This is a genomic window from Caballeronia sp., from assembly GCF_049581465.1.
GTDB lineage: Bacteria > Pseudomonadota > Gammaproteobacteria > Burkholderiales > Burkholderiaceae > Caballeronia.
In genome coordinates this window covers 1-16,511 of the sequence record NZ_JBAUSA010000531.1, presented here as the reverse complement: position 1 = coordinate 16,511, position 16,511 = coordinate 1, and the positions used below count along the sequence as shown (strand labels likewise).

Genomic DNA, 16,511 nt, shown 5'->3' with positions numbered 1-16,511 from the left:
CTGCACGATCGGAGACGTGGTCACGATCGGAGCGGGATGGCTGATGGCTCTCGGCTTCTCCTGCTCGGGCCTCGGTGCGGAGGGCCGGGGCGCCACGTGGGCAGGTGCAGGCACAGGCGCGGGTGCCTGCTCCACCGGTTTAGGCGTCAGCAGCTCGACCTCCACCGGCACATGCTGTGGGGCCTCTGGATTCGACACATTGCGGCTTCGCTCCACCCAGCGCGCGCCTAGCCAGTGCAATGCCAGGACCAGGAGCAGGACCGCGAGCCAAAGCACCCATCGAAGGGACGGGCTGGGTGAATCGTCGGAGATAGCGCCACGGGGGCGCGTGGAAAAAAGCGGCATCGAATAGTTCAGGGGCGCGCGATGAAAGCGCGCAGGATGGAACTGGCGATTATGACTCGGGCCGGTGCCGCGATGTTCCGCATCGGCAGGAAGCCGGTCGATGCAAATCTCATCGCTCGCCCGGCTTGTACCCTAGCTCGTAAGAAAGCTGTTGCGCACATTCGCGCAAGGCGAGATCGATTTCGCCGCCCCACTGGGTATCGAACGATCCTTCATGGCCCAGCGCGATCAAGCCGAGCGCGAGATCGCCGGAGGAATCGAAGACTGGCATGCAAAACGCGTGGACCGTGGGCAGCAACATGCCTTCCACACGCGCGGCGCCGTGCGCGCGGATATCGGCGAGTTGCGCTTCGACATCCGCAATGGATTGCCGCGTGATCGCGAGTTCGCGCTCAAGCATCGCCTGGGTCTTGCTGCGCGGCATGCACGCAGCAAACAACAAGCCGGTCGCCGATGACAACAGCGGCATGACATCGCCCAGTTTCAACGCGGCCTTCGCCGGATGGCTCGATTCCATCCAGTGCACGACAGTCGGCCCCTGGTTGCCCCACACCGCGATCCCGACGGTCATGTCCAGGCGGTCACGCAAGCCCGTCAGCGCGATGCGCGCGAGCTTCACGCCATCGACGCGAGCAAGCCGCGCCAAGCCCATTTGCAGCGCGAACCCGCCGAGTTCGTAGCGCCCGGACACCGGATCCTGCGATACCGCGCCAAGCCTCAAGAAGCTCACCAGATAGCGATGCGCCTTCGCGGGACTCATGCCCGCGCGCTGCGCAAGATCGCGCAGCATCATGGCGCGCGGTTCGTTGGTGAGCACATCGAGCAGCCGGAAACCGACTTCTATGGATTGAATGCCCGAGCGCAACTTTTCTTCGGTGGTGTCGATGAAATCGTCGGCATCGACCGTGTCGGGTGGCGGGGGCAGCTTGGACAGCGAGGGACGGCTAGGTGATGACATGGAGCAATCGATGACGGCGCGCGCCGATTTAGGAAAAGGGCTTAAAGAAAGGGCTTAAAAAGGCCAATGGAATCGACTGCATGAAGGTCTTGCCGGAATCGAGACCCATCGAAAAATGGGGTTGCCCGCGCGCAGGAACCCGCCCGGCGGTTCACCATCGTAAAATAGATTTCCTCCATCGTCACCAAAACGTCAAAACGCTTTATGAAACTTGCCACGCTGAAGGACGGGTCGCGCGACGGCCAACTAGTCGTCGTATCGCGCGATTTGCGCACTGCGGTGATCGCCGACGCCATTGTGCCGACACTGCAACGCGCGCTGGACGACTGGACTTTCTACGCGCCGCAACTGCTCGACCTCTCCGACGAACTCAATCAGGGCCGTGCCCGCCATGCCTTCGCGTTCGACCCAGAAGCCTGCATGGCGCCGCTTCCCCGCGCGTTCCAGTGGGCCGACGGCTCGTCGTATGTGAACCACGTCGAGCTCGTACGCCGCGCACGCAACGCCGAGATGCCGCCCGAATTCTGGACCGATCCGCTCATGTACCAGGGCGGATCGGACGATTTCCTCGGTCCCGAAGACGACATCGTGTGCGCGTCCGAGGCTTATGGCATCGACTTCGAAGCGGAAGTGGCGGTGATCACGACCGACGTGCCGATGACCGCGACCCCGGCCGAGGCCCTGCGCCATGTCCGCCTCCTGATGCTTGTCAACGACGTGTCGCTGCGCAATCTCATCCCGGCAGAACTCGGCAAAGGTTTCGGTTTTTTCCAGGGCAAGCCGGCGACAGCGTTCTCGCCAGTCGCGGTCACGCCTGACGAACTCGGCGATGCATGGTCCGAAGGACGCGTGCATCGGCCGATGATCGTGCACTGGAACAGCAAGAAAGTAGGCCAGCCGGATTGCGGCACGGACATGGTGTTTCATTTCGGCCAGCTCGTGGCGCACGCGGCCAAAACCCGCAATCTACGCGCGGGATCGATTGTCGGGTCGGGCACGATTTCCAACAAGGACACGAAGCGTGGCTACTGCTGTATCGCGGAGAAGCGCTGCCTGGAGATCATCGAGCATGGCGCGGCGCAGACGGAATTCATGAAGTTCGGCGATAGCGTGAAGATCGAAATGTTCGACGATGCCGGCAAGTCGATTTTCGGCGCGATCGACCAACTGGTTGCACCGCCTAACGAAGCAAGCCGTTGAACATCCCAAAAAAGCCGCCGAACCTCTCCCAAAAGCCGCCGATGCCCGTGCAATAACGGGTTTCGCCCGATGCGCGCGTATGCTGCGCCGCCCTACACTTGGCCGCATCGCGTCGGGGAAGCGTAAAAAAACGTTAAGACGTGCCATAACAGGGAGACTTTAATGCGGGCAGGCGGCAACAGCACGGCGGGATTCAACGGCCTCAAACGATTCAAGGAATTTAGAAAACTGGTCGTGGTTGGCCTGCTCGCGTTATCGGCACAAGCGGGGTTCGCGCAGACAGCGCACGTGAAGATCGGATTGGTGTTGTCCTTGACCGGGCCGGCTGCATCGCTCGGCATTCCCGCCCGCGATACGGTCGCCTTGTTGCCGAAGGAAATGGGCGGCCGGCCGGTGGACTACATCGTCCTCGACGACGCGTCCGACACCACGCAAGCCGTGCAGACCACCAAGAAGCTGATCTCCGAAGATCACGTGGACGCGATCATCGGCTCGTCGATCACGCCGAACTCCCTCGCGATGATCGACGTGGTCGCCGACGGCGAGACGCCGATGATCTCGCTGGCTTCATCGTCGAAGATCATCGAGCCGGTGGATGCCAAGCGCCACTGGGTCTTCAAGACGCCGCAAACCGACGCAATGATGGCCTCGGCCATCGCCGAGCATGCGAGCAATCACGGCGTGAAGACGATGGCGTACATCGGCCAGGCGGACGCGCTCGGCGAGACCTTCTACGTGGAGGTATTGAAGTTCGCGCAGCTCCACAAGATCACGATGGTGGCCAATGAGCGCTTCAATCGCACGGATGCGAGCGTGACTGGACAGGTCCTCAAGATTCTCGCGGCCAAGCCCGATGCAGTGGTGGTGGGCGCGGCCGGAACGCCCGCCGCGTTGCCGCCGAAGACGTTGCGCGAACGCGGCTTCAAGGGCGTGATCTATCACAATCACGGCACGGGAAATCGCGATTTCCTGCGCGTGTGCGGCGCCGATTGCAACGGCACGTTCCTGCCGGCGAGCCCGGTCCTGGTGGCATCGCAACTTCCTGATGATCATCCGGCCAAGCATCTCGGGCTCGAATACATCAAACTGTACGAAGGGAAATATGGCGCGGGATCGGTCTCGGCGTTTGGTTCGTATGCGTGGGATGCGGGCATGTTGTTGAACCGCGCGCTTCCCATCGCGATGCAAGCGGGCGCGCCGGGCACGCCTGAGTTTCGTCGTGCATTGCGCGATGCGCTGGAAAACACGAAGAATTTTCCCGACTCAAATGGCCTCGTCAACATGACGCCGAACGACCATATCGGACTCGATCAGCGGGCTCGGGTAATCGCGGAAATCGAGAACGGCAAGTGGATTTATCAACCGCGCTGATTTCGAGTTGACGTCGAGTTGATCCTTTAATCACGATCTTCAATCACGAACGCACGATCATGAGCGACCTTTCTCTCTACGCCGGATATACCTCGCTGGAACTCACGCGCCACGATCACGGCGTGCTTGAGATCGTGATGAACGGCGCGGGCGTGAACAAGAGCGGACTCGCCACCGCCGATGCCAACATGCATCGCGAACTGGCGGATATCTGGCGGGATATCGACCGCGATCCCGACACGCGCGTGGCGCTGATTCGGGGCGAAGGCAAGGGCTTCTCGGCGGGCGGCGACCTGCATCTGGTCGAACAGATGGCGTCGGAATTCGAGGTTCGCGCGCGCGTCTGGCGAGAGGCGCGAGATCTGGTCTACAACGTCATCAATTGCAGTAAGCCGATCGTATCGGCCATGCACGGACCGGCTGTCGGCGCGGGCCTCGTCGCGGGATTGCTCGCGGACATTTCCATTGCGGCGAAGACTGCGCGCATTATCGATGGTCATACGCGCCTCGGCGTCGCCGCCGGCGATCACGCGGCAATCGTGTGGCCTTTGCTGTGCGGCATGGCGAAGGCCAAGTACTACCTGTTGCTGTGTGAGCCTGTGAGCGGCGAGGAAGCTGAGCGGATCGGGCTGGTGTCGCTCGCGGTCGATGAAACTGAGTTGGTCGCCAAAGCGTTCGAGGTTGCGAATCGCCTGGCGCTGGGTTCGCAGACCGCGATCCGCTGGACCAAGTACGCGCTGAACAACTGGCTGCGCTCGGCGGGCCCCACGTTCGATACCTCGTTGGCGCTCGAATTCATGGGCTTTTCCGGGCCCGATGTGCAGGAAGGCATTAAGTCGCTGCGTGAACGGCGCGCGCCGGATTTTTCCGGCGGCTCGACGTTCTAGGCTCGCAAGGTGAATTGAACGGTTTTAAACGGTTTCGGATTCCCGATATTTGTCGCAGCACCAAGGAGAAGTCTCATGAGCGATACATCCGGCGGCACCTCCCCTTTTGGCAGTTTCCCCGGCGCGGGCGGTTTCCCCCAAGGCGGCGGCATTATGGAAAACATGTGGGACATGATGAAGCTGAACCCGTTCGCAGCGGCGGCCATGCCGGGCGGCGGCGGATCGCCGTCGCTTTCCATGATGTCGGACATGCTCGCGCCGCTGACGAACGTCGAGGAACTCGACAAGCGGATCAAGGATATGCGTGCCGTCGAGCAATGGCTGAAGCTTAATTTGAACATGCTGCAATCGGCGATTCAGGCGCTGGAAGTGCAGCGCGCGACGCTCGCCACCTTGCGCGCGTTCGGTGCTTTCGCACAGGATTCGGTGGACAAGGCGCGAACGGCGTCGGCGGGCGCCGCGGAATCGGCGGCGGCGAGCTGGCCTACGCCGTCGCAGGAAGTGCCTAGGGAAGCGTCAAAGGAAGCGTCAAAGGACGAAGAAGGCGCGGCCGCGACTAGCCAAACCGGCGTCAACGATCCGGCCTTCGATCCCTCCGGCTGGTGGAACGTGCTGCAGTCGCAGTTCAATAATTTGGCGACGCTGGCGCTGTCACAGGCGGCGCAAAGTGCTGCGGCTTCAGGCGCCGCGGCCTCGAGCACCGCGGCAGAGGGCGAAGGGCAGCACGCAAAAGCCGCGAGCGAGCCGAAAAAGCCCACGGTGAAGAAAGCGCCCGCCAAGAAGGCGGCAGCGAAAAAGAAGGAGCTGTGAGGCGGCGCGTTCGAGCCGCCTCACAGCTTCACTGCGCCGCGCCGTTCGCCAATAACTGATTCCGCAACACGGGCGCTATCGTCCGGGGATCGAACCAGATTGAAAAGAACGCGCGCGCGAAGTCATCGCCGGGAATGCTGCCGATTGCTTTGTCGTCGGCATAGAAGGTCGTGCCTTGCTCGGGTACGAATACGCCGATCACATGATCGCCTGCCTGCACATCGGGGAAAATGTTCGCCAGTTCCGCTTCCCATTTGGCCGTTTGCGCCCGGCCAGCGAGCTTGAGGTCGTCCATTTGCTCGCGGCTTCTCCTGGCTATCGATACGCCCTTGAAAGCGCGCGAATATTCGATATCCAGCGCAAACGGCCGCGCCGTCAGTTCCGTGGCGGATAGCCCCGCCGGTCCGACATACAACCGCGCGTAGTAGATATGAAAGCCATACATGCGCAACTCGCCTTCACCCTGCAAGCGAGCCCGGGGAATGGCCTGGCGCACGAGCGGCGTGGCATCGAACGCGAATGCCTGGAGCGGCATGACCGCCAACATCAAAACAAGCGTGGCGGCGCGAAGCATCGTGCGTACTCCAGCGTGAACTGGATTACGTCGGTGTTCGAGTGCGCGAACGCGGCCTCGCAATAACATAGGTAAAAGTCCCACAGGCGGATGAATCGATCGTCGAATTTCTGCTCACGGATTTCGTCGAGCCGCGCGATAAACGCGTCGCGCCACAGTTTAAGCGCGCGGGTAGTCTTGGCCAAACGAAAGATGATTGACTACGCTAAGCGTGTGACGTTCCGCGGATTGTGCAAAAACGGCCGGCGAAGGGAGCATGTCACCCGGAAAAATATACTGCTCGATGAAGTCGGGCCGTTTTCTGTAACGCTCGACCAGCACTTGTCGATAGTGATGGTCTGCACACACGCGCGGCCGCCGTGTTTGCGATCGTGGAGTCGGTTGAAGAAGCCGCCGCGGCTTGGCTTGGGGACGCCATGCTATGATCGACTAGCCCGCGCGAGGGACCTCGGCGCTACATTCGCGCCGTCGCGGGCAAGGTTGAAACAGTGGACACGGGCCTCGCCTCGGGTCTGATCGGCGAGCGCCTTGCGGTTGACATGCCCCAAAGGCATGCTTCACACGGGGCACGCTGCGACGAGAAAAGCGTCGAATGGGTGGCTGGAATCGAGCTTCAGACAAGCTCGCGCTTCTATTACCTCAGGCACAGGATTCATTCCTCACCCACGGTAGATGTTGCTGCGCCGCGAATCGCGGCTCAATAGCAACAGTTAGCAACAGGCGGCATCGGGCAAAACGTCGCGGGGCAAGGCGGCGGACGCTTCTTTACAGCTTCGTTGCATCTGGGCGCCTGATTCCCGCGTAAAATTGAAAGATTCGTCGCTTGCGACGCGGATTTTCGCGCGCCGCAGACCAAAAGTTACAACAGACAGGCTCTCGCACTATGTCGCAACACTGGGGTGGACTATGAACACGATGCTTTATCCGGAACTCTACAAATCGCTGGAATCGGTTCGTTGGGATATGGAGAAAGACATTCCCTGGGACAAGTTCGACCCCGCGCTGCTCACGGACGAGCAGGCCAAGACCATCAAGATGAATGCGATCACGGAGTGGTCGGCGCTTCCGGCGACGGAAATGTTCCTGCGCGACAACCACAATGACAGCGACTTTTCCGCTTTCATCAGCGTGTGGTTTTTCGAAGAGCAGAAGCATTCGCTCGTGCTGATGGAATACCTGCGTCGATTCAAGCCCGAAATGGTCCCCACCGAAGCCGAACTCGACGCCGTGCGTTTCGAGTTCGATCCCGCGCCGCCGCTCGAAACCCTGATGCTGCATTTTTGCGGTGAGATTCGCCTGAATCATTGGTATCGGCGGGCGGCTGAGTGGCATACCGAGCCGGTCATCAAGCACATCTACGAAACCATTTCGCGCGACGAAGCCCGGCATGGTGGCGCGTATCTGCGCTACATGAAGAAGGCGATGACGCAGGCCGGCGATACGGCTCGCGCGGCGTTCGCGAAGATCGGCGTGTTGATGGCTTCCGCGCGACGCACGGAAAAACCGCTGCATCCCACAAATCTTCACGTCAACCAGGCGCTGTTCCCGCGTGACACCATTCAGTCGCGTTTGCCGGATCCCGATTGGCTCGAACACTGGCTCGACGAACAGATTCGCTTCGACGACAGTTGGGAAAAGAAGGTTGTCGAACGGATTCTGCATAACCTTTCCATCCTGTTCGAGCGCTCCTTCGCGACGGCGCAGGAATTGAACCGGTATCGGAAAGAGGTTGTGCTGCGCCTGCAGGCGGCGCAAGGGGCATCGCAGTTACCTGCCTGATGGTTGGGCGCTGATGGTAAGAGCTTGGTAGGACCCTCAGCCAGATTAGCCAGCATTGAAATGAAAAGCCCGCCGGTCTTGGACCGGCGGGCTTTTTTGCTGCTGAACGGCCGAACGACGCGTGCATGGCAAACTAGCGTTCTTTTCGCTCCGTGTCTGCCGCCATCCATGCCAGCTCATTTCGAACGCAAGATCCTCACGCGCGAAGCGCTTGCCGCGCTTCGCCCGCAATTGACATCGCCTGTCGTATTCACGAATGGCGTGTTCGACATCCTTCATCGCGGGCACGTGACCTATCTCGCCGACGCAAAAGCCCTCGGCGCGATGTTGATCGTCGGAGTGAATGCGGATGCGTCGGTACGGACCCTCGGTAAGGGCGACGACCGGCCGATCAATCGGGAAGACGACCGCATGGCACTGCTTGCAGCGCTTGAGAGCGTGGACTGGGTGGTGAAATTTGGGGAATCGACGCCGCTTGAACTGATCGGTGAGTTGCATCCCGACGTGCTGGTGAAGGGCGGCGATTACGACATGGACAAACTGGCGGAAGCGGCGCTTGTGCGCGGCTGGGGTGGCCAGGCATTGGCAATTCCGTTCGAACACGATCGCTCGACGACGGCGTTGCTGAAGAAGGTGCGCGCGCAGGGGTGAATGCGGGGGAGGGGGCTGGCGGAGCGGGACTTCCGGTTTTTTTTGGGAAGGTCCGACTTCTACTGCCTTACTGTGCCAAGGGCGCGGTCCGTACGTCTGCCGAAGGCGCCGGGGCGCCAACCACCGCCTGATCGGCCGATTCCTCCGGGCTTATCGGTCGCACGCGTACCAGTTCGGGATGAAACTGCCGGTCGAGATGTTGCGGTTCCCGTACGCCAGCGGACGGCAACGGACCGAGTCCCCCTTGCACCACGATCAGAATCACCAGGTTTGCCAAAAGCAGTAAGGCAAGCAGCCATCGCAGCATGGAAAGTGCTCCATCAATCAAAGTGAGGGTAACGTGGCGGCATCGCGTGCGATCAACGCGAGCCCCTCGAGCACGAGCGAGTCGTGCCGAGTATGTGGTGCCTTTAAAACGCCCGCCACCACGTCGGCCGCGCCGCCGCCGAGAATCAGGCGAACATCTGCTTTCCATTGAAAGCCAAGATCATGCCACGCGCGTTCGATTAGTCCAGCCTGCGCGAGCAGACATCCTGAGGAAAGAGCCGTGGGCGTATCGATGGCGAAAATCCCGGCCGATGCTTCAATGGCGCGGCGCGCGGTGGCGGGGAGAAGGGTTGGCAATTGCGCCGTGTGACTGCCGAGCGATTGCATCATCAATTGCCAGCCGGGCGCGATCAGGCCGCCTGTGAACGTGCCGTCGGCGCGTAAGGCTTCCAGCGTCGTCGCGGTGCCCAGGGTGGCAATCAGCAGGTTTTCGCCGGGATACGCGGCGTGCGCGCCGATCATGCCGCACCACCGGTCGCTGCCAAGCGATGCCGCAACGGTATAGCTATTCGATACACCCAGTTGGCTCGCCTGGGCGCGCACGCGGTGGACGGCAAGCGTGGGCCATTGCGCTTCGATCATTTCGTCGATGCGCGCGCCCATTCGGTCACCCGCCACATTCGATACCCACGCGCCAACTGGGAGCGCCAATTCGGACCAGTCGGGGGTATCGGCGTGATCGAATGCGCCGCCGTGCAGCCACTCGCCGGCCGCCGTCACGAGCGACCATTTGATCCGGCTATTTCCCGCATCGACCAGCAGAAACGGCCCGCTATTCACGGCCGTTGCTCCGCGAGCCGCAGCGACACGTCGCCCGTGACGGCCGTGCGCATGCCGTTGGGCGTGTCGATCTGCAACTGGCCGTTATCGTCGATACCCGCAGCAAGGCCGCGCGCTACCTCCACGCCCTGTTCGAGCAGCACGACCTCGCGCCCCGCGTAGGCGTGCGCGGCAAGCCATGCTTGCCGGAACGGGCGGAAGCCATCGGCGGCAAAACGTGCCAGCGTGGCATCGAGCGCGTTGAGAACGGCGGCGAGGGTATCGGTGAGATTCGCGTCCGGCCACGCACGGGAGAGCGACGCCGGGCCGCTGCCGGGAACGAAAACCTCATTTCGCCGATGCGCTTCGTCGAGTTGCGCGGCGAGCTCCGCTGCACCGTGCAGGTTGATGCCAATACCGATGGCCACCGCACTCGCCTGTGGCGTATGCCATGCCGTTTCGATCAGGATGCCGGCGAGCTTGCCGTCATCGAGCAATATGTCGTTTGGCCATTTCAAAGCCAATCTCGCCGATGCAGTCAGCGGCAAGCCGTTCAGCGCATCAAGCACGCCGGTGCCGACAGCGAGGCTCAGGCCCGCGAGTCCTTCAAGCGGTCGTGGTAGCACGCACGCCGTGGAGAACAACAGCGCGTTGCCGGGTTGCGCGATCCAGGCACGGCCCCGGCGGCCGCGGCCTGCGGTCTGCGAGTAGGCCACGCGCACGAATGGCGTGCTGTGGGTTGCGCTCGGCGTCGAGCGTGATGGAGACATGCCGGACATGCCGGTCAGGCGATCGCGCGGCAGTTCCTTGAGTTGCGCCATTACGTCGGCGTTCGTGGAGCCTGTTTCATCGACGATCTCGATAGGCCAGTCACGCACCGGCCGCGCGGCCAGCGACATGAGCCGCTCGCGGTCGATACGCCAGGGGGCGTCCAGCGGAAGGGACGAGTTGGATGAGTTCATGTGCCCATTGTAGCGATTCAGTGCTCAGGCTCGACCGAGCACGACGAAGTCAACGATGAAATAGATGACTGAAAGCGCGAGCAGGCCTGCCATTACCTTGTTGAACACGCCGTAGTTGCCGTTAAGCGTGGACGATGCTTTGCTGCCGACAATAACCCACCCTAATATCGAAAAGAAGCAAACGACAAAAAATATCGCACAGAAAATGGATAAATAAAGCGTGTAGTCTTTGCTGTTTGCTACGTATATTGAGATTGCCGAGATAGAAACAATCCAGGCTTTCGGGTTTAAGCATTGTGCAATGGCACCGCTTATGACGCGCGGTGGTGGCGCGGTATTGTTCCCGGTATCGGTCGATTTGCTTATTGCCAGGCGAAACGAGAGATAAAGCATATACATTGCGCCCGCGACGGCGAACACGTTCGTAATGATGCGACTTGAAACAAGGACGCTTCCGAAGCCGATTCCTACAATCAACAAAACCGCAACAAAGCCGCCAGCCGCCCCGAGGACGTAGCTGAAACTCCTTTTTATGCCAAACTGCGCGCCTGACATTGCTGCAACGATGTTGACCGGCCCCGGCGATGCGGAGGTAGCGAACGCAAAGCTGAACATTGGCAGCATCGCGAAAAAATGTTCATTCATTGAGGGACCAAGGTGAGGCTGTCTGCGCAAGGCGCGACGCAAATATGTTCCGGGTTAGGGAGGGTGGTTTAATCAATATCTCGATCCAAGACCTCTCCAAGGCCGTCGAAGTAGAATTTTCGCTGTAGATCGACGGCATAATAGCGTTTGGCTTGAACCGTGCCGTCGACGTCATAGCCCGCGAAATTCTCCCAATACCCGATTTCATTATCTCGGCCGACGTGAATCTCTGAAATCGATTTAACACATTTGTAAAGGTATAAACCGAAATCGTGAAATCGTAACGGAAATCCCTGTTCCGGTGTTAGTGTCGCACCGTCCACGTCGTAAGCGAAAATGGCATTCCTTTCAACGGCCGATGAAATATGAATCGTGGAGTCGTAACTTCCTTTCGGGGTAGCGCTACTAATCTGCTTCATATACAAATTTTTGTCATAAAGACTGACTCCGGCGAGATTCAATATTTCTGTCAGTGATACTCCCCTCCAATGTCTTTTGATACTCCAAAGACAGACGCAGACGCTTCTGCGATGAGAATACGTTTTTGGGAGACGCAGGATATCGTCATAGCTTAGGGATAACTCAGTTTTGACCTCACCGGATACCCTTAATCGCCAGTGCTTCAAGTCAATATCGGACGCACCCTCTTGAAAATATCGTAGCGATGATGGTTTTTTGCCGATGTTCGGGGTTAGTTCTTTTTGCAATTTAATCCTTACTATTTTGAGCGCGTTGTCGATTTATGTTTAGCAAGTTTTTCAGCGAGAACATTAGAATATATGCGTTAACGCCAGTAATATCAGCGCAGCACGGCTAAAAAACAGCATGATTCAGAACATGTGACTCAGGCTGCGCGTCGTGATGCGAGAGTTGGTCTAAGTCTCGCGTCAGCATGAATTAGATCACGCTATGTCAAGTTTGAAACGCATCGGAGACCAACGATGTTGTCGCGAAGGCTAGGTGAGTAATAATCCCTACTCGTCGTTCGGAGATATTCGTCGTCGTGCAATCCCGACCCGCCTCTAACCATGTGCGCGTCGCCTTCGGCGGTCAGATAGACGGGATCTCGCCCGCTGTTATCCCAGTCGTAGTTTTTACTAGAATTATCCAGACACCATTCGCTGACGTTCCCTGCGACGTCCCAGCATCCGCAGTGAGAGCGCGATTGAATATACCGATCGACCTCGGTGCTTCGTCGCTTCAATTCGCGGGGCTCGCAACCTTCCGCGTAATTCGCCATTGAAGGATTTGGTTCGGCGTCGCCCCAGGGATAAATGTTGACGCCGCCGCCAGCCATATATTCCCACTGGGCTTCCGTAGGCAGTGTTTTTCCGTCAAATCGCGCAAACGCGAGCGCTTCCCACCAAGAGACGCCCGTTACGGGTTGGTAAGGGTGATTCCAGCTTGGGTCGTGCCAATATAGCGGAAAGGCAATGTTTTTACTAAGAATGAAATTCCATCCGGCATCGGTCCAATATTCTCTTTTCTCGTACCCGTGGCAGTCGACGAAGCGTTTGTAGCGAAGATTCGTAACTGGTGCAAGGTCGATATAATAGGAACTAAGGTTGACAATCCGCACGGGACGTTCATTTCTATATTTTTCGCTTCCCATTGAATACGCAACGGCGTCAATCTTTGCCATATTCGTGAACATGGTATTTATCTCATCAAGGGAAAGTTTGCGGCGATCTTGTTGATTTCAACTTTGCTGCCATACATCAACAGGCCGTGTATCAATACATCTGTCGACCGTTTGCTACGGAGACTCGTTTCATAAGCCGCATAGTCTTTCGTGCTTAACGCAGAGCAATTGAACGCCACTGAAAACTCTACGGTTAGGTCGGCGATTTTCTTGGCTGCTTTCAGGTTGTCGGTATATGTTTCAAGGATCGGTACTGGGATTGTCGTAATGCCTTTGTAAGTGATATTGTCGGCATCGCTCAGATCTAGCCCAATTATTTCCGGATGCGACTTTCCCAGGCTCATGCAAAGAATGGCTGAAATATTTGCCTTTAGCCCAAGCGGGAGATCTTTGTTTACAACAATGACGCATTTTTTCATTGTGATTTGTTCCGTGAGAAAGCAGTCCACAACATTTGAATATTGACTTCGTCAGACTGAAATTGAAGTCCTTGTTTAAGGCACGCGGTTTTAGGTGTGTGGCACGCGTCGACTAGTCCCTGCGAAGTCATTTCTGCGGCGAGGCCAGTTGATGCCGCATCAATCACTTCAAACCGGAAATACGGCAGAAGTTGGGCGATGAGATGTTGCGGTGCGTGGTGACTGGCTACGCGTAGAGCGCGTTTGTCGCTGATGACTGCGAGATCGACGCCAGGTTTTGTGGCAATGCCGTACGGCGGAGTATTAAAAAAGAAAGAAAGCAATGGCTTAATTCTGTTTGAAATATAGAATTCGTTTATGCGTTTGTACGCATTTGCGACAAGTATCAAAGATCCTTCAGAGAGGAAAACAAATTTTTCGGCATCTTCATATGTGGGAAACAGCTTAATCTCAGGGTTGGAATGCAGCTTCTGGCGAAAAAACATAGCAGTGTTTTCGCTGCTGGTTCCACTCGGGCCCAGTGTAGCAATAAGACTGTATCCATCCAAACTTCCGTTGTAGCCGCTGGCCGTTGCGATTGATTGACAGAACATAGTTATTATTTAGCTTTAAAATTTAACATGAGAAGAAAATTGATTATTTGTGCGAGCTTGATAACGTGTTCAATCGAATCGATCGGCTCGCGGTTGGTTTGGCCCGCTCGTTGCGTCGAGCGGCGCGGATAATGCCTTCAACTTTCGTTCTCTCGTTCTTTAGCTATATCTTATGTGTATCGTCATCCTAAATATAAAATCGGTATCAGCGATGAGGGCGTGATTGATTGTCGGGGAGAAAACATCTCAAAAACAGCGATTTTTAAAAAAACCTAAATATGGGTGGCGGGTCTTTTCTGCACACGGACACGAATCAATTGATTATTTAAGAGTCAATCAGTAACTACCCGTATGTGTCGCATGAAATTAAAAGCCGAGGAGCCAGTAATTGCGGGAGACGCCGTCCGCCCTTCACCTAAGTTAGCGTGTGTATGACACGGACCTTTTGAACCCCGACCTCACATTTCCGGCACTCGCCCCGGAGCGCAAGACCCGTTTCACCCGTCCACGCAAGTATTAAACTCCTCCGCCAACGCCCCCCAACAAATCAGCAACACCCCCGCGGACTTATCAGTCTCACAACCTACCTTCGCTACAATGTCTGCTCCGCGAACCCTCACTCCGAGCGCTTTCGATCCTTGAACTTCGATACTCCGCCCGGCCTGAAAGTCGAGACCGGTCAGCAGGGCAAGGTTGTCCGGTTGTCCGGTCAATGGACGGCGCTTGCACTGGCGCGCGATCACGCAAAACGCGGTGTCGGCGTGACGGCGCGTCTGCGCAGCGCGGGCTTGCAGGCCATCCAGCATTGGGATTTGTTGCCGGTCGAGCGACTCGATCACGTCGGCGGCCAAGCACTATGGCGCGTGTGGGGCGGAAGGATGCCGGAGGCCGTGGTGCTTTCGGACACGCAAAGGGAAATATTCGAGCGCGTCGCATTGCTCGACGCCAATCGCGATCTGCCGGAGGAAGTGGATCGCGTCGATCCAATCACGCGTTTCGGGCTGATGCTGTTCTCGTTCTTCGAGCACATCTATGGCGGCCTGGCCATGTTTGGCGGCTTCGTGCTGGATCTGATCGGGCTCGTACGGCGTCCGAAGCGCATCCCCTGGACCGAAATCTCTGCGAACATCTTTAGCGCCGGCACCCAGGCGCTTGGCATCACGGCGCTCGTCGCGTTCCTGATCGGTATCGTGCTGAGTTACCTGTCCGCGCAACAATTGCGCGTGTTCGGCGCGAACCAGTACATCGTGAACATCCTGGGGTTGTCGGTAATACGCGAACTCGGGCCCGTGCTGTCCGCCATTCTGGTGGCCGGCCGTTCGGGGTCGGCAATCACCGCGCAGATCGGCGTGATGCGCGTGACCGAAGAACTCGACGCCATGCAGGTCATGGGCATTCCGCATGGTTTGCGGCTCGTGTTGCCGCGCGTGATCGCGTTGGGTATCGCGATGCCGCTGCTGGTCATGTGGACCAACATGATCGCACTGGCCGGCGGCGCGCTCGCGGCCAAACTCGTGCTCGGCATCGACATATCGTTCTTCGCGCGCGCCCTGCCTTCAGTCGTGCCGATCGCCAATCTGTGGATCGGGCTCGCCAAGGGCGTAGTGTTTGGCATGCTGATTGCGCTTGCCGCGTGTCATTTCGGTTTTCGCATCAAGGCGAATTCGCAAAGTCTTGGCGAAGGCACGACAACCTCGGTGGTGACGTCGATCACCATCGTGATCCTCGCCGATGCCGTTTTCGCCATCATCTTCCAGCGGGTGGGAATCTGATGTCTACTGTTCTTGCGTCCACCGTTCGCGACAAGCGCACACACGTCACGGCCGAGACGGTGATCGAGGTTCACGACGTGACCAAGCGCTACGGCCGCAACGTGGTTCACGAGCATTTGAACCTGGATGTGCGGCGTGGCGAGATTGTCGCGTTGCTGGGCGGTTCGGGTTCGGGGAAAACCACGCTCGTGCGGCAGATACTCGGGCTGGAGTCGCCCACCTCGGGCACGATTCGCGTGCTCGGCGAGGAGTGGGCCAAGATGGCCGATGACACCGCGCGCATCCTGCGTACCCGCTCCGGCATGATGTTCCAGCAGGGTGCGCTGTTTTCGTCGCTGACGGTGTATGACAACATCGCGCAGCCGTTTCGCGAGCTTGGCAAGATTCCCGAGGACCTGATCCGCGAGTTCGTCATGCTGAAGCTGGAAATGGTCGGGTTGTCATGCAAGAACATGACGAAGATGCCGTCAGCGCTGTCGGGCGGGATGATCAAGCGCGTGGGGATAGCGAGGGCGATCGCGCTCGAGCCTGAACTGCTGTTTCTCGACGAACCCACGGCGGGCCTGGACCCGAAGGCGTCGGATGAGTTTGTCGATTTGATCGCGACGCTGCATCGTGCGCTTGGGTTGACCGTCATTCTCGTCACGCACGATCTCGATACCATGGTCGCGCTTTCTACGCGCGTCGCCGTGCTGGCCGACCGGCGTGTGTTGGTGGCGGCGCCGGTTGAAGAGGCGGTCGCGGTGGATCATCCGTTCATCCGCGAATATTTTCTCGGCCGACGCGGCCGGCGCGCGTTGCAGGCGCTGCCGCCCGA

The 16,511-nt window shown here is 58.5% G+C and carries 19 protein-coding genes and 1 pseudogene; 8 read left to right on the top strand and 12 right to left on the bottom strand.

Annotated features, from left to right (window positions below):
• Together WCA53_RS13160 and WCA53_RS13155 are read right to left on the bottom strand one after the other, a co-directional pair.
• Positions 1-345, bottom strand: a pseudogene (locus WCA53_RS13160) (DUF3108 domain-containing protein); the annotation flags it as partial.
• Positions 346-454: 109 nt separating this feature from the next.
• Positions 455-1,303: an IclR family transcriptional regulator gene (locus tag WCA53_RS13155; RefSeq protein WP_423910603.1), complete on the bottom strand. Its 849-nt coding sequence runs from the start codon at positions 1,301-1,303 to the stop codon at positions 455-457.
• Positions 1,304-1,507: 204 nt separating this feature from the next.
• On the opposite strand from WCA53_RS13155, the gene WCA53_RS13150 reads away from it, so the two are divergent.
• From WCA53_RS13150 to WCA53_RS13135, 4 genes are all read left to right on the top strand, one after another.
• Positions 1,508-2,503, top strand: a complete 996-nt coding sequence (locus WCA53_RS13150) for a fumarylacetoacetate hydrolase family protein (protein ID WP_423910600.1) — start codon at positions 1,508-1,510, stop codon at positions 2,501-2,503.
• 162 nt (positions 2,504-2,665) lie between these two features.
• On the top strand, positions 2,666-3,874 hold the full coding sequence (locus WCA53_RS13145; RefSeq protein WP_423910595.1) for an ABC transporter substrate-binding protein: 1,209 nt from the start codon (positions 2,666-2,668) through the stop codon (positions 3,872-3,874).
• A 59-nt stretch (positions 3,875-3,933) separates the two neighbouring features.
• Positions 3,934-4,761 carry an enoyl-CoA hydratase/isomerase family protein gene (locus WCA53_RS13140; RefSeq protein WP_423910591.1) on the top strand — a complete coding sequence of 276 codons (828 nt, stop codon included), beginning with the start codon at positions 3,934-3,936 and terminating at the stop codon, positions 4,759-4,761.
• A 75-nt stretch (positions 4,762-4,836) separates the two neighbouring features.
• A complete protein-coding gene (locus WCA53_RS13135; protein WP_423910587.1) occupies positions 4,837-5,571 on the top strand; it encodes a PhaM family polyhydroxyalkanoate granule multifunctional regulatory protein in 735 nt (244 codons plus the stop codon).
• Between the two features lie 28 nt (positions 5,572-5,599).
• Here the strand turns inward: WCA53_RS13135 and WCA53_RS13130 are convergent, their stop codons facing one another.
• Entirely contained in the window at positions 5,600-6,145 is a 546-nt protein-coding gene (locus WCA53_RS13130; RefSeq protein WP_423910584.1) for a chalcone isomerase family protein, read from the bottom strand.
• Positions 6,118-6,330: a class I SAM-dependent methyltransferase gene (locus WCA53_RS13125; RefSeq protein WP_423910581.1), complete on the bottom strand. Its 213-nt coding sequence runs from the start codon at positions 6,328-6,330 to the stop codon at positions 6,118-6,120. The genes WCA53_RS13130 and WCA53_RS13125 overlap by 28 nt, the downstream gene beginning before the upstream one ends.
• A 721-nt stretch (positions 6,331-7,051) precedes the next feature.
• Here WCA53_RS13125 and WCA53_RS13120 point away from each other — a divergent pair.
• Both WCA53_RS13120 and rfaE2 read left to right on the top strand, forming a co-directional pair.
• Positions 7,052-7,924: a ferritin-like domain-containing protein gene (locus tag WCA53_RS13120; RefSeq protein ID WP_423910578.1), complete on the top strand. Its 873-nt coding sequence runs from the start codon at positions 7,052-7,054 to the stop codon at positions 7,922-7,924.
• 168 nt (positions 7,925-8,092) lie between these two features.
• Positions 8,093-8,575 carry a D-glycero-beta-D-manno-heptose 1-phosphate adenylyltransferase gene (rfaE2, locus tag WCA53_RS13115; RefSeq protein ID WP_423910573.1) on the top strand — a complete coding sequence of 161 codons (483 nt, stop codon included), beginning with the start codon at positions 8,093-8,095 and terminating at the stop codon, positions 8,573-8,575.
• Positions 8,576-8,642: 67 nt separating this feature from the next.
• Here rfaE2 and WCA53_RS13110 read toward each other — a convergent pair whose 3' ends face one another.
• The 8 genes from WCA53_RS13110 to WCA53_RS13075 all read right to left on the bottom strand — a co-directional run bounded on the left by WCA53_RS13110 (position 8,643) and on the right by WCA53_RS13075 (position 13,814).
• On the bottom strand, positions 8,643-8,882 hold the full coding sequence (locus WCA53_RS13110) for a hypothetical protein (RefSeq protein WP_423910568.1): 240 nt from the start codon (positions 8,880-8,882) through the stop codon (positions 8,643-8,645).
• 17 nt (positions 8,883-8,899) lie between these two features.
• Positions 8,900-9,682, bottom strand: a complete 783-nt coding sequence (locus WCA53_RS13105) for a type III pantothenate kinase (protein ID WP_423910565.1) — start codon at positions 9,680-9,682, stop codon at positions 8,900-8,902.
• On the bottom strand, positions 9,679-10,623 hold the full coding sequence (locus tag WCA53_RS13100) for a biotin--[acetyl-CoA-carboxylase] ligase (protein WP_423910562.1): 945 nt from the start codon (positions 10,621-10,623) through the stop codon (positions 9,679-9,681). The genes WCA53_RS13105 and WCA53_RS13100 overlap by 4 nt, the downstream gene beginning before the upstream one ends.
• Before the next feature lie 24 nt (positions 10,624-10,647).
• Positions 10,648-11,268: a LysE family translocator gene (locus WCA53_RS13095; protein ID WP_423910559.1), complete on the bottom strand. Its 621-nt coding sequence runs from the start codon at positions 11,266-11,268 to the stop codon at positions 10,648-10,650.
• 68 nt (positions 11,269-11,336) lie between these two features.
• Positions 11,337-11,975 carry a molybdopterin-dependent oxidoreductase gene (locus WCA53_RS13090; RefSeq protein WP_423910554.1) on the bottom strand — a complete coding sequence of 213 codons (639 nt, stop codon included), beginning with the start codon at positions 11,973-11,975 and terminating at the stop codon, positions 11,337-11,339.
• Between the two features lie 200 nt (positions 11,976-12,175).
• Positions 12,176-12,922, bottom strand: coding sequence for a formylglycine-generating enzyme family protein (locus tag WCA53_RS13085; RefSeq protein WP_423910549.1), 747 nt, complete (start codon positions 12,920-12,922; stop codon positions 12,176-12,178).
• Between the two features lie 5 nt (positions 12,923-12,927).
• Positions 12,928-13,329 carry a DUF2000 domain-containing protein gene (locus WCA53_RS13080; RefSeq protein WP_423910546.1) on the bottom strand — a complete coding sequence of 134 codons (402 nt, stop codon included), beginning with the start codon at positions 13,327-13,329 and terminating at the stop codon, positions 12,928-12,930.
• A complete protein-coding gene (locus WCA53_RS13075; RefSeq protein ID WP_423910543.1) occupies positions 13,326-13,814 on the bottom strand; it encodes a hypothetical protein in 489 nt (162 codons plus the stop codon). The genes WCA53_RS13080 and WCA53_RS13075 overlap by 4 nt, the downstream gene beginning before the upstream one ends.
• Positions 13,815-14,560: 746 nt before the next feature.
• On the opposite strand from WCA53_RS13075, the gene WCA53_RS13070 reads away from it, so the two are divergent.
• Both WCA53_RS13070 and WCA53_RS13065 read left to right on the top strand, forming a co-directional pair.
• Positions 14,561-15,694, top strand: a complete 1,134-nt coding sequence (locus tag WCA53_RS13070; RefSeq protein WP_423910540.1) for an MlaE family ABC transporter permease — start codon at positions 14,561-14,563, stop codon at positions 15,692-15,694.
• A partial coding sequence (locus WCA53_RS13065; protein WP_423910535.1) for an ABC transporter ATP-binding protein occupies positions 15,694-16,511 on the top strand: 818 nt, incomplete at its 3' end. The genes WCA53_RS13070 and WCA53_RS13065, both read left to right, overlap by 1 nt.

What these genes read in the sequence shown, in the direction of transcription:
- WCA53_RS13150 (WP_423910600.1), top strand. Translation starts at nt 1,508, where the DNA reads ATGAAACTTGCCACGCTGAAGGACGGGTCGCGCGACGGCCAACTAGTC.
- WCA53_RS13120 (WP_423910578.1), top strand. Translation starts at nt 7,052, where the DNA reads ATGAACACGATGCTTTATCCGGAACTCTACAAATCGCTGGAATCGGTT.
- WCA53_RS13100 (WP_423910562.1), bottom strand. Translation starts at nt 10,623, where the DNA reads ATGAACTCATCCAACTCGTCCCTTCCGCTGGACGCCCCCTGGCGTATC.
- WCA53_RS13080 (WP_423910546.1), bottom strand. Translation starts at nt 13,329, where the DNA reads ATGAAAAAATGCGTCATTGTTGTAAACAAAGATCTCCCGCTTGGGCTA.
- WCA53_RS13155 (WP_423910603.1), bottom strand. Translation starts at nt 1,303, where the DNA reads ATGTCATCACCTAGCCGTCCCTCGCTGTCCAAGCTGCCCCCGCCACCC.
- WCA53_RS13095 (WP_423910559.1), bottom strand. Translation starts at nt 11,268, where the DNA reads ATGAATGAACATTTTTTCGCGATGCTGCCAATGTTCAGCTTTGCGTTC.
- rfaE2 (WP_423910573.1), top strand. Translation starts at nt 8,093, where the DNA reads ATGCCAGCTCATTTCGAACGCAAGATCCTCACGCGCGAAGCGCTTGCC.
- WCA53_RS13085 (WP_423910549.1), bottom strand. Translation starts at nt 12,922, where the DNA reads ATGTTCACGAATATGGCAAAGATTGACGCCGTTGCGTATTCAATGGGA.
- WCA53_RS13130 (WP_423910584.1), bottom strand. Translation starts at nt 6,145, where the DNA reads ATGCTTCGCGCCGCCACGCTTGTTTTGATGTTGGCGGTCATGCCGCTC.
- WCA53_RS13110 (WP_423910568.1), bottom strand. Translation starts at nt 8,882, where the DNA reads ATGCTGCGATGGCTGCTTGCCTTACTGCTTTTGGCAAACCTGGTGATT.
- WCA53_RS13075 (WP_423910543.1), bottom strand. Translation starts at nt 13,814, where the DNA reads ATGTTTTTTCGCCAGAAGCTGCATTCCAACCCTGAGATTAAGCTGTTT.
- WCA53_RS13135 (WP_423910587.1), top strand. Translation starts at nt 4,837, where the DNA reads ATGAGCGATACATCCGGCGGCACCTCCCCTTTTGGCAGTTTCCCCGGC.
- WCA53_RS13145 (WP_423910595.1), top strand. Translation starts at nt 2,666, where the DNA reads ATGCGGGCAGGCGGCAACAGCACGGCGGGATTCAACGGCCTCAAACGA.
- WCA53_RS13140 (WP_423910591.1), top strand. Translation starts at nt 3,934, where the DNA reads ATGAGCGACCTTTCTCTCTACGCCGGATATACCTCGCTGGAACTCACG.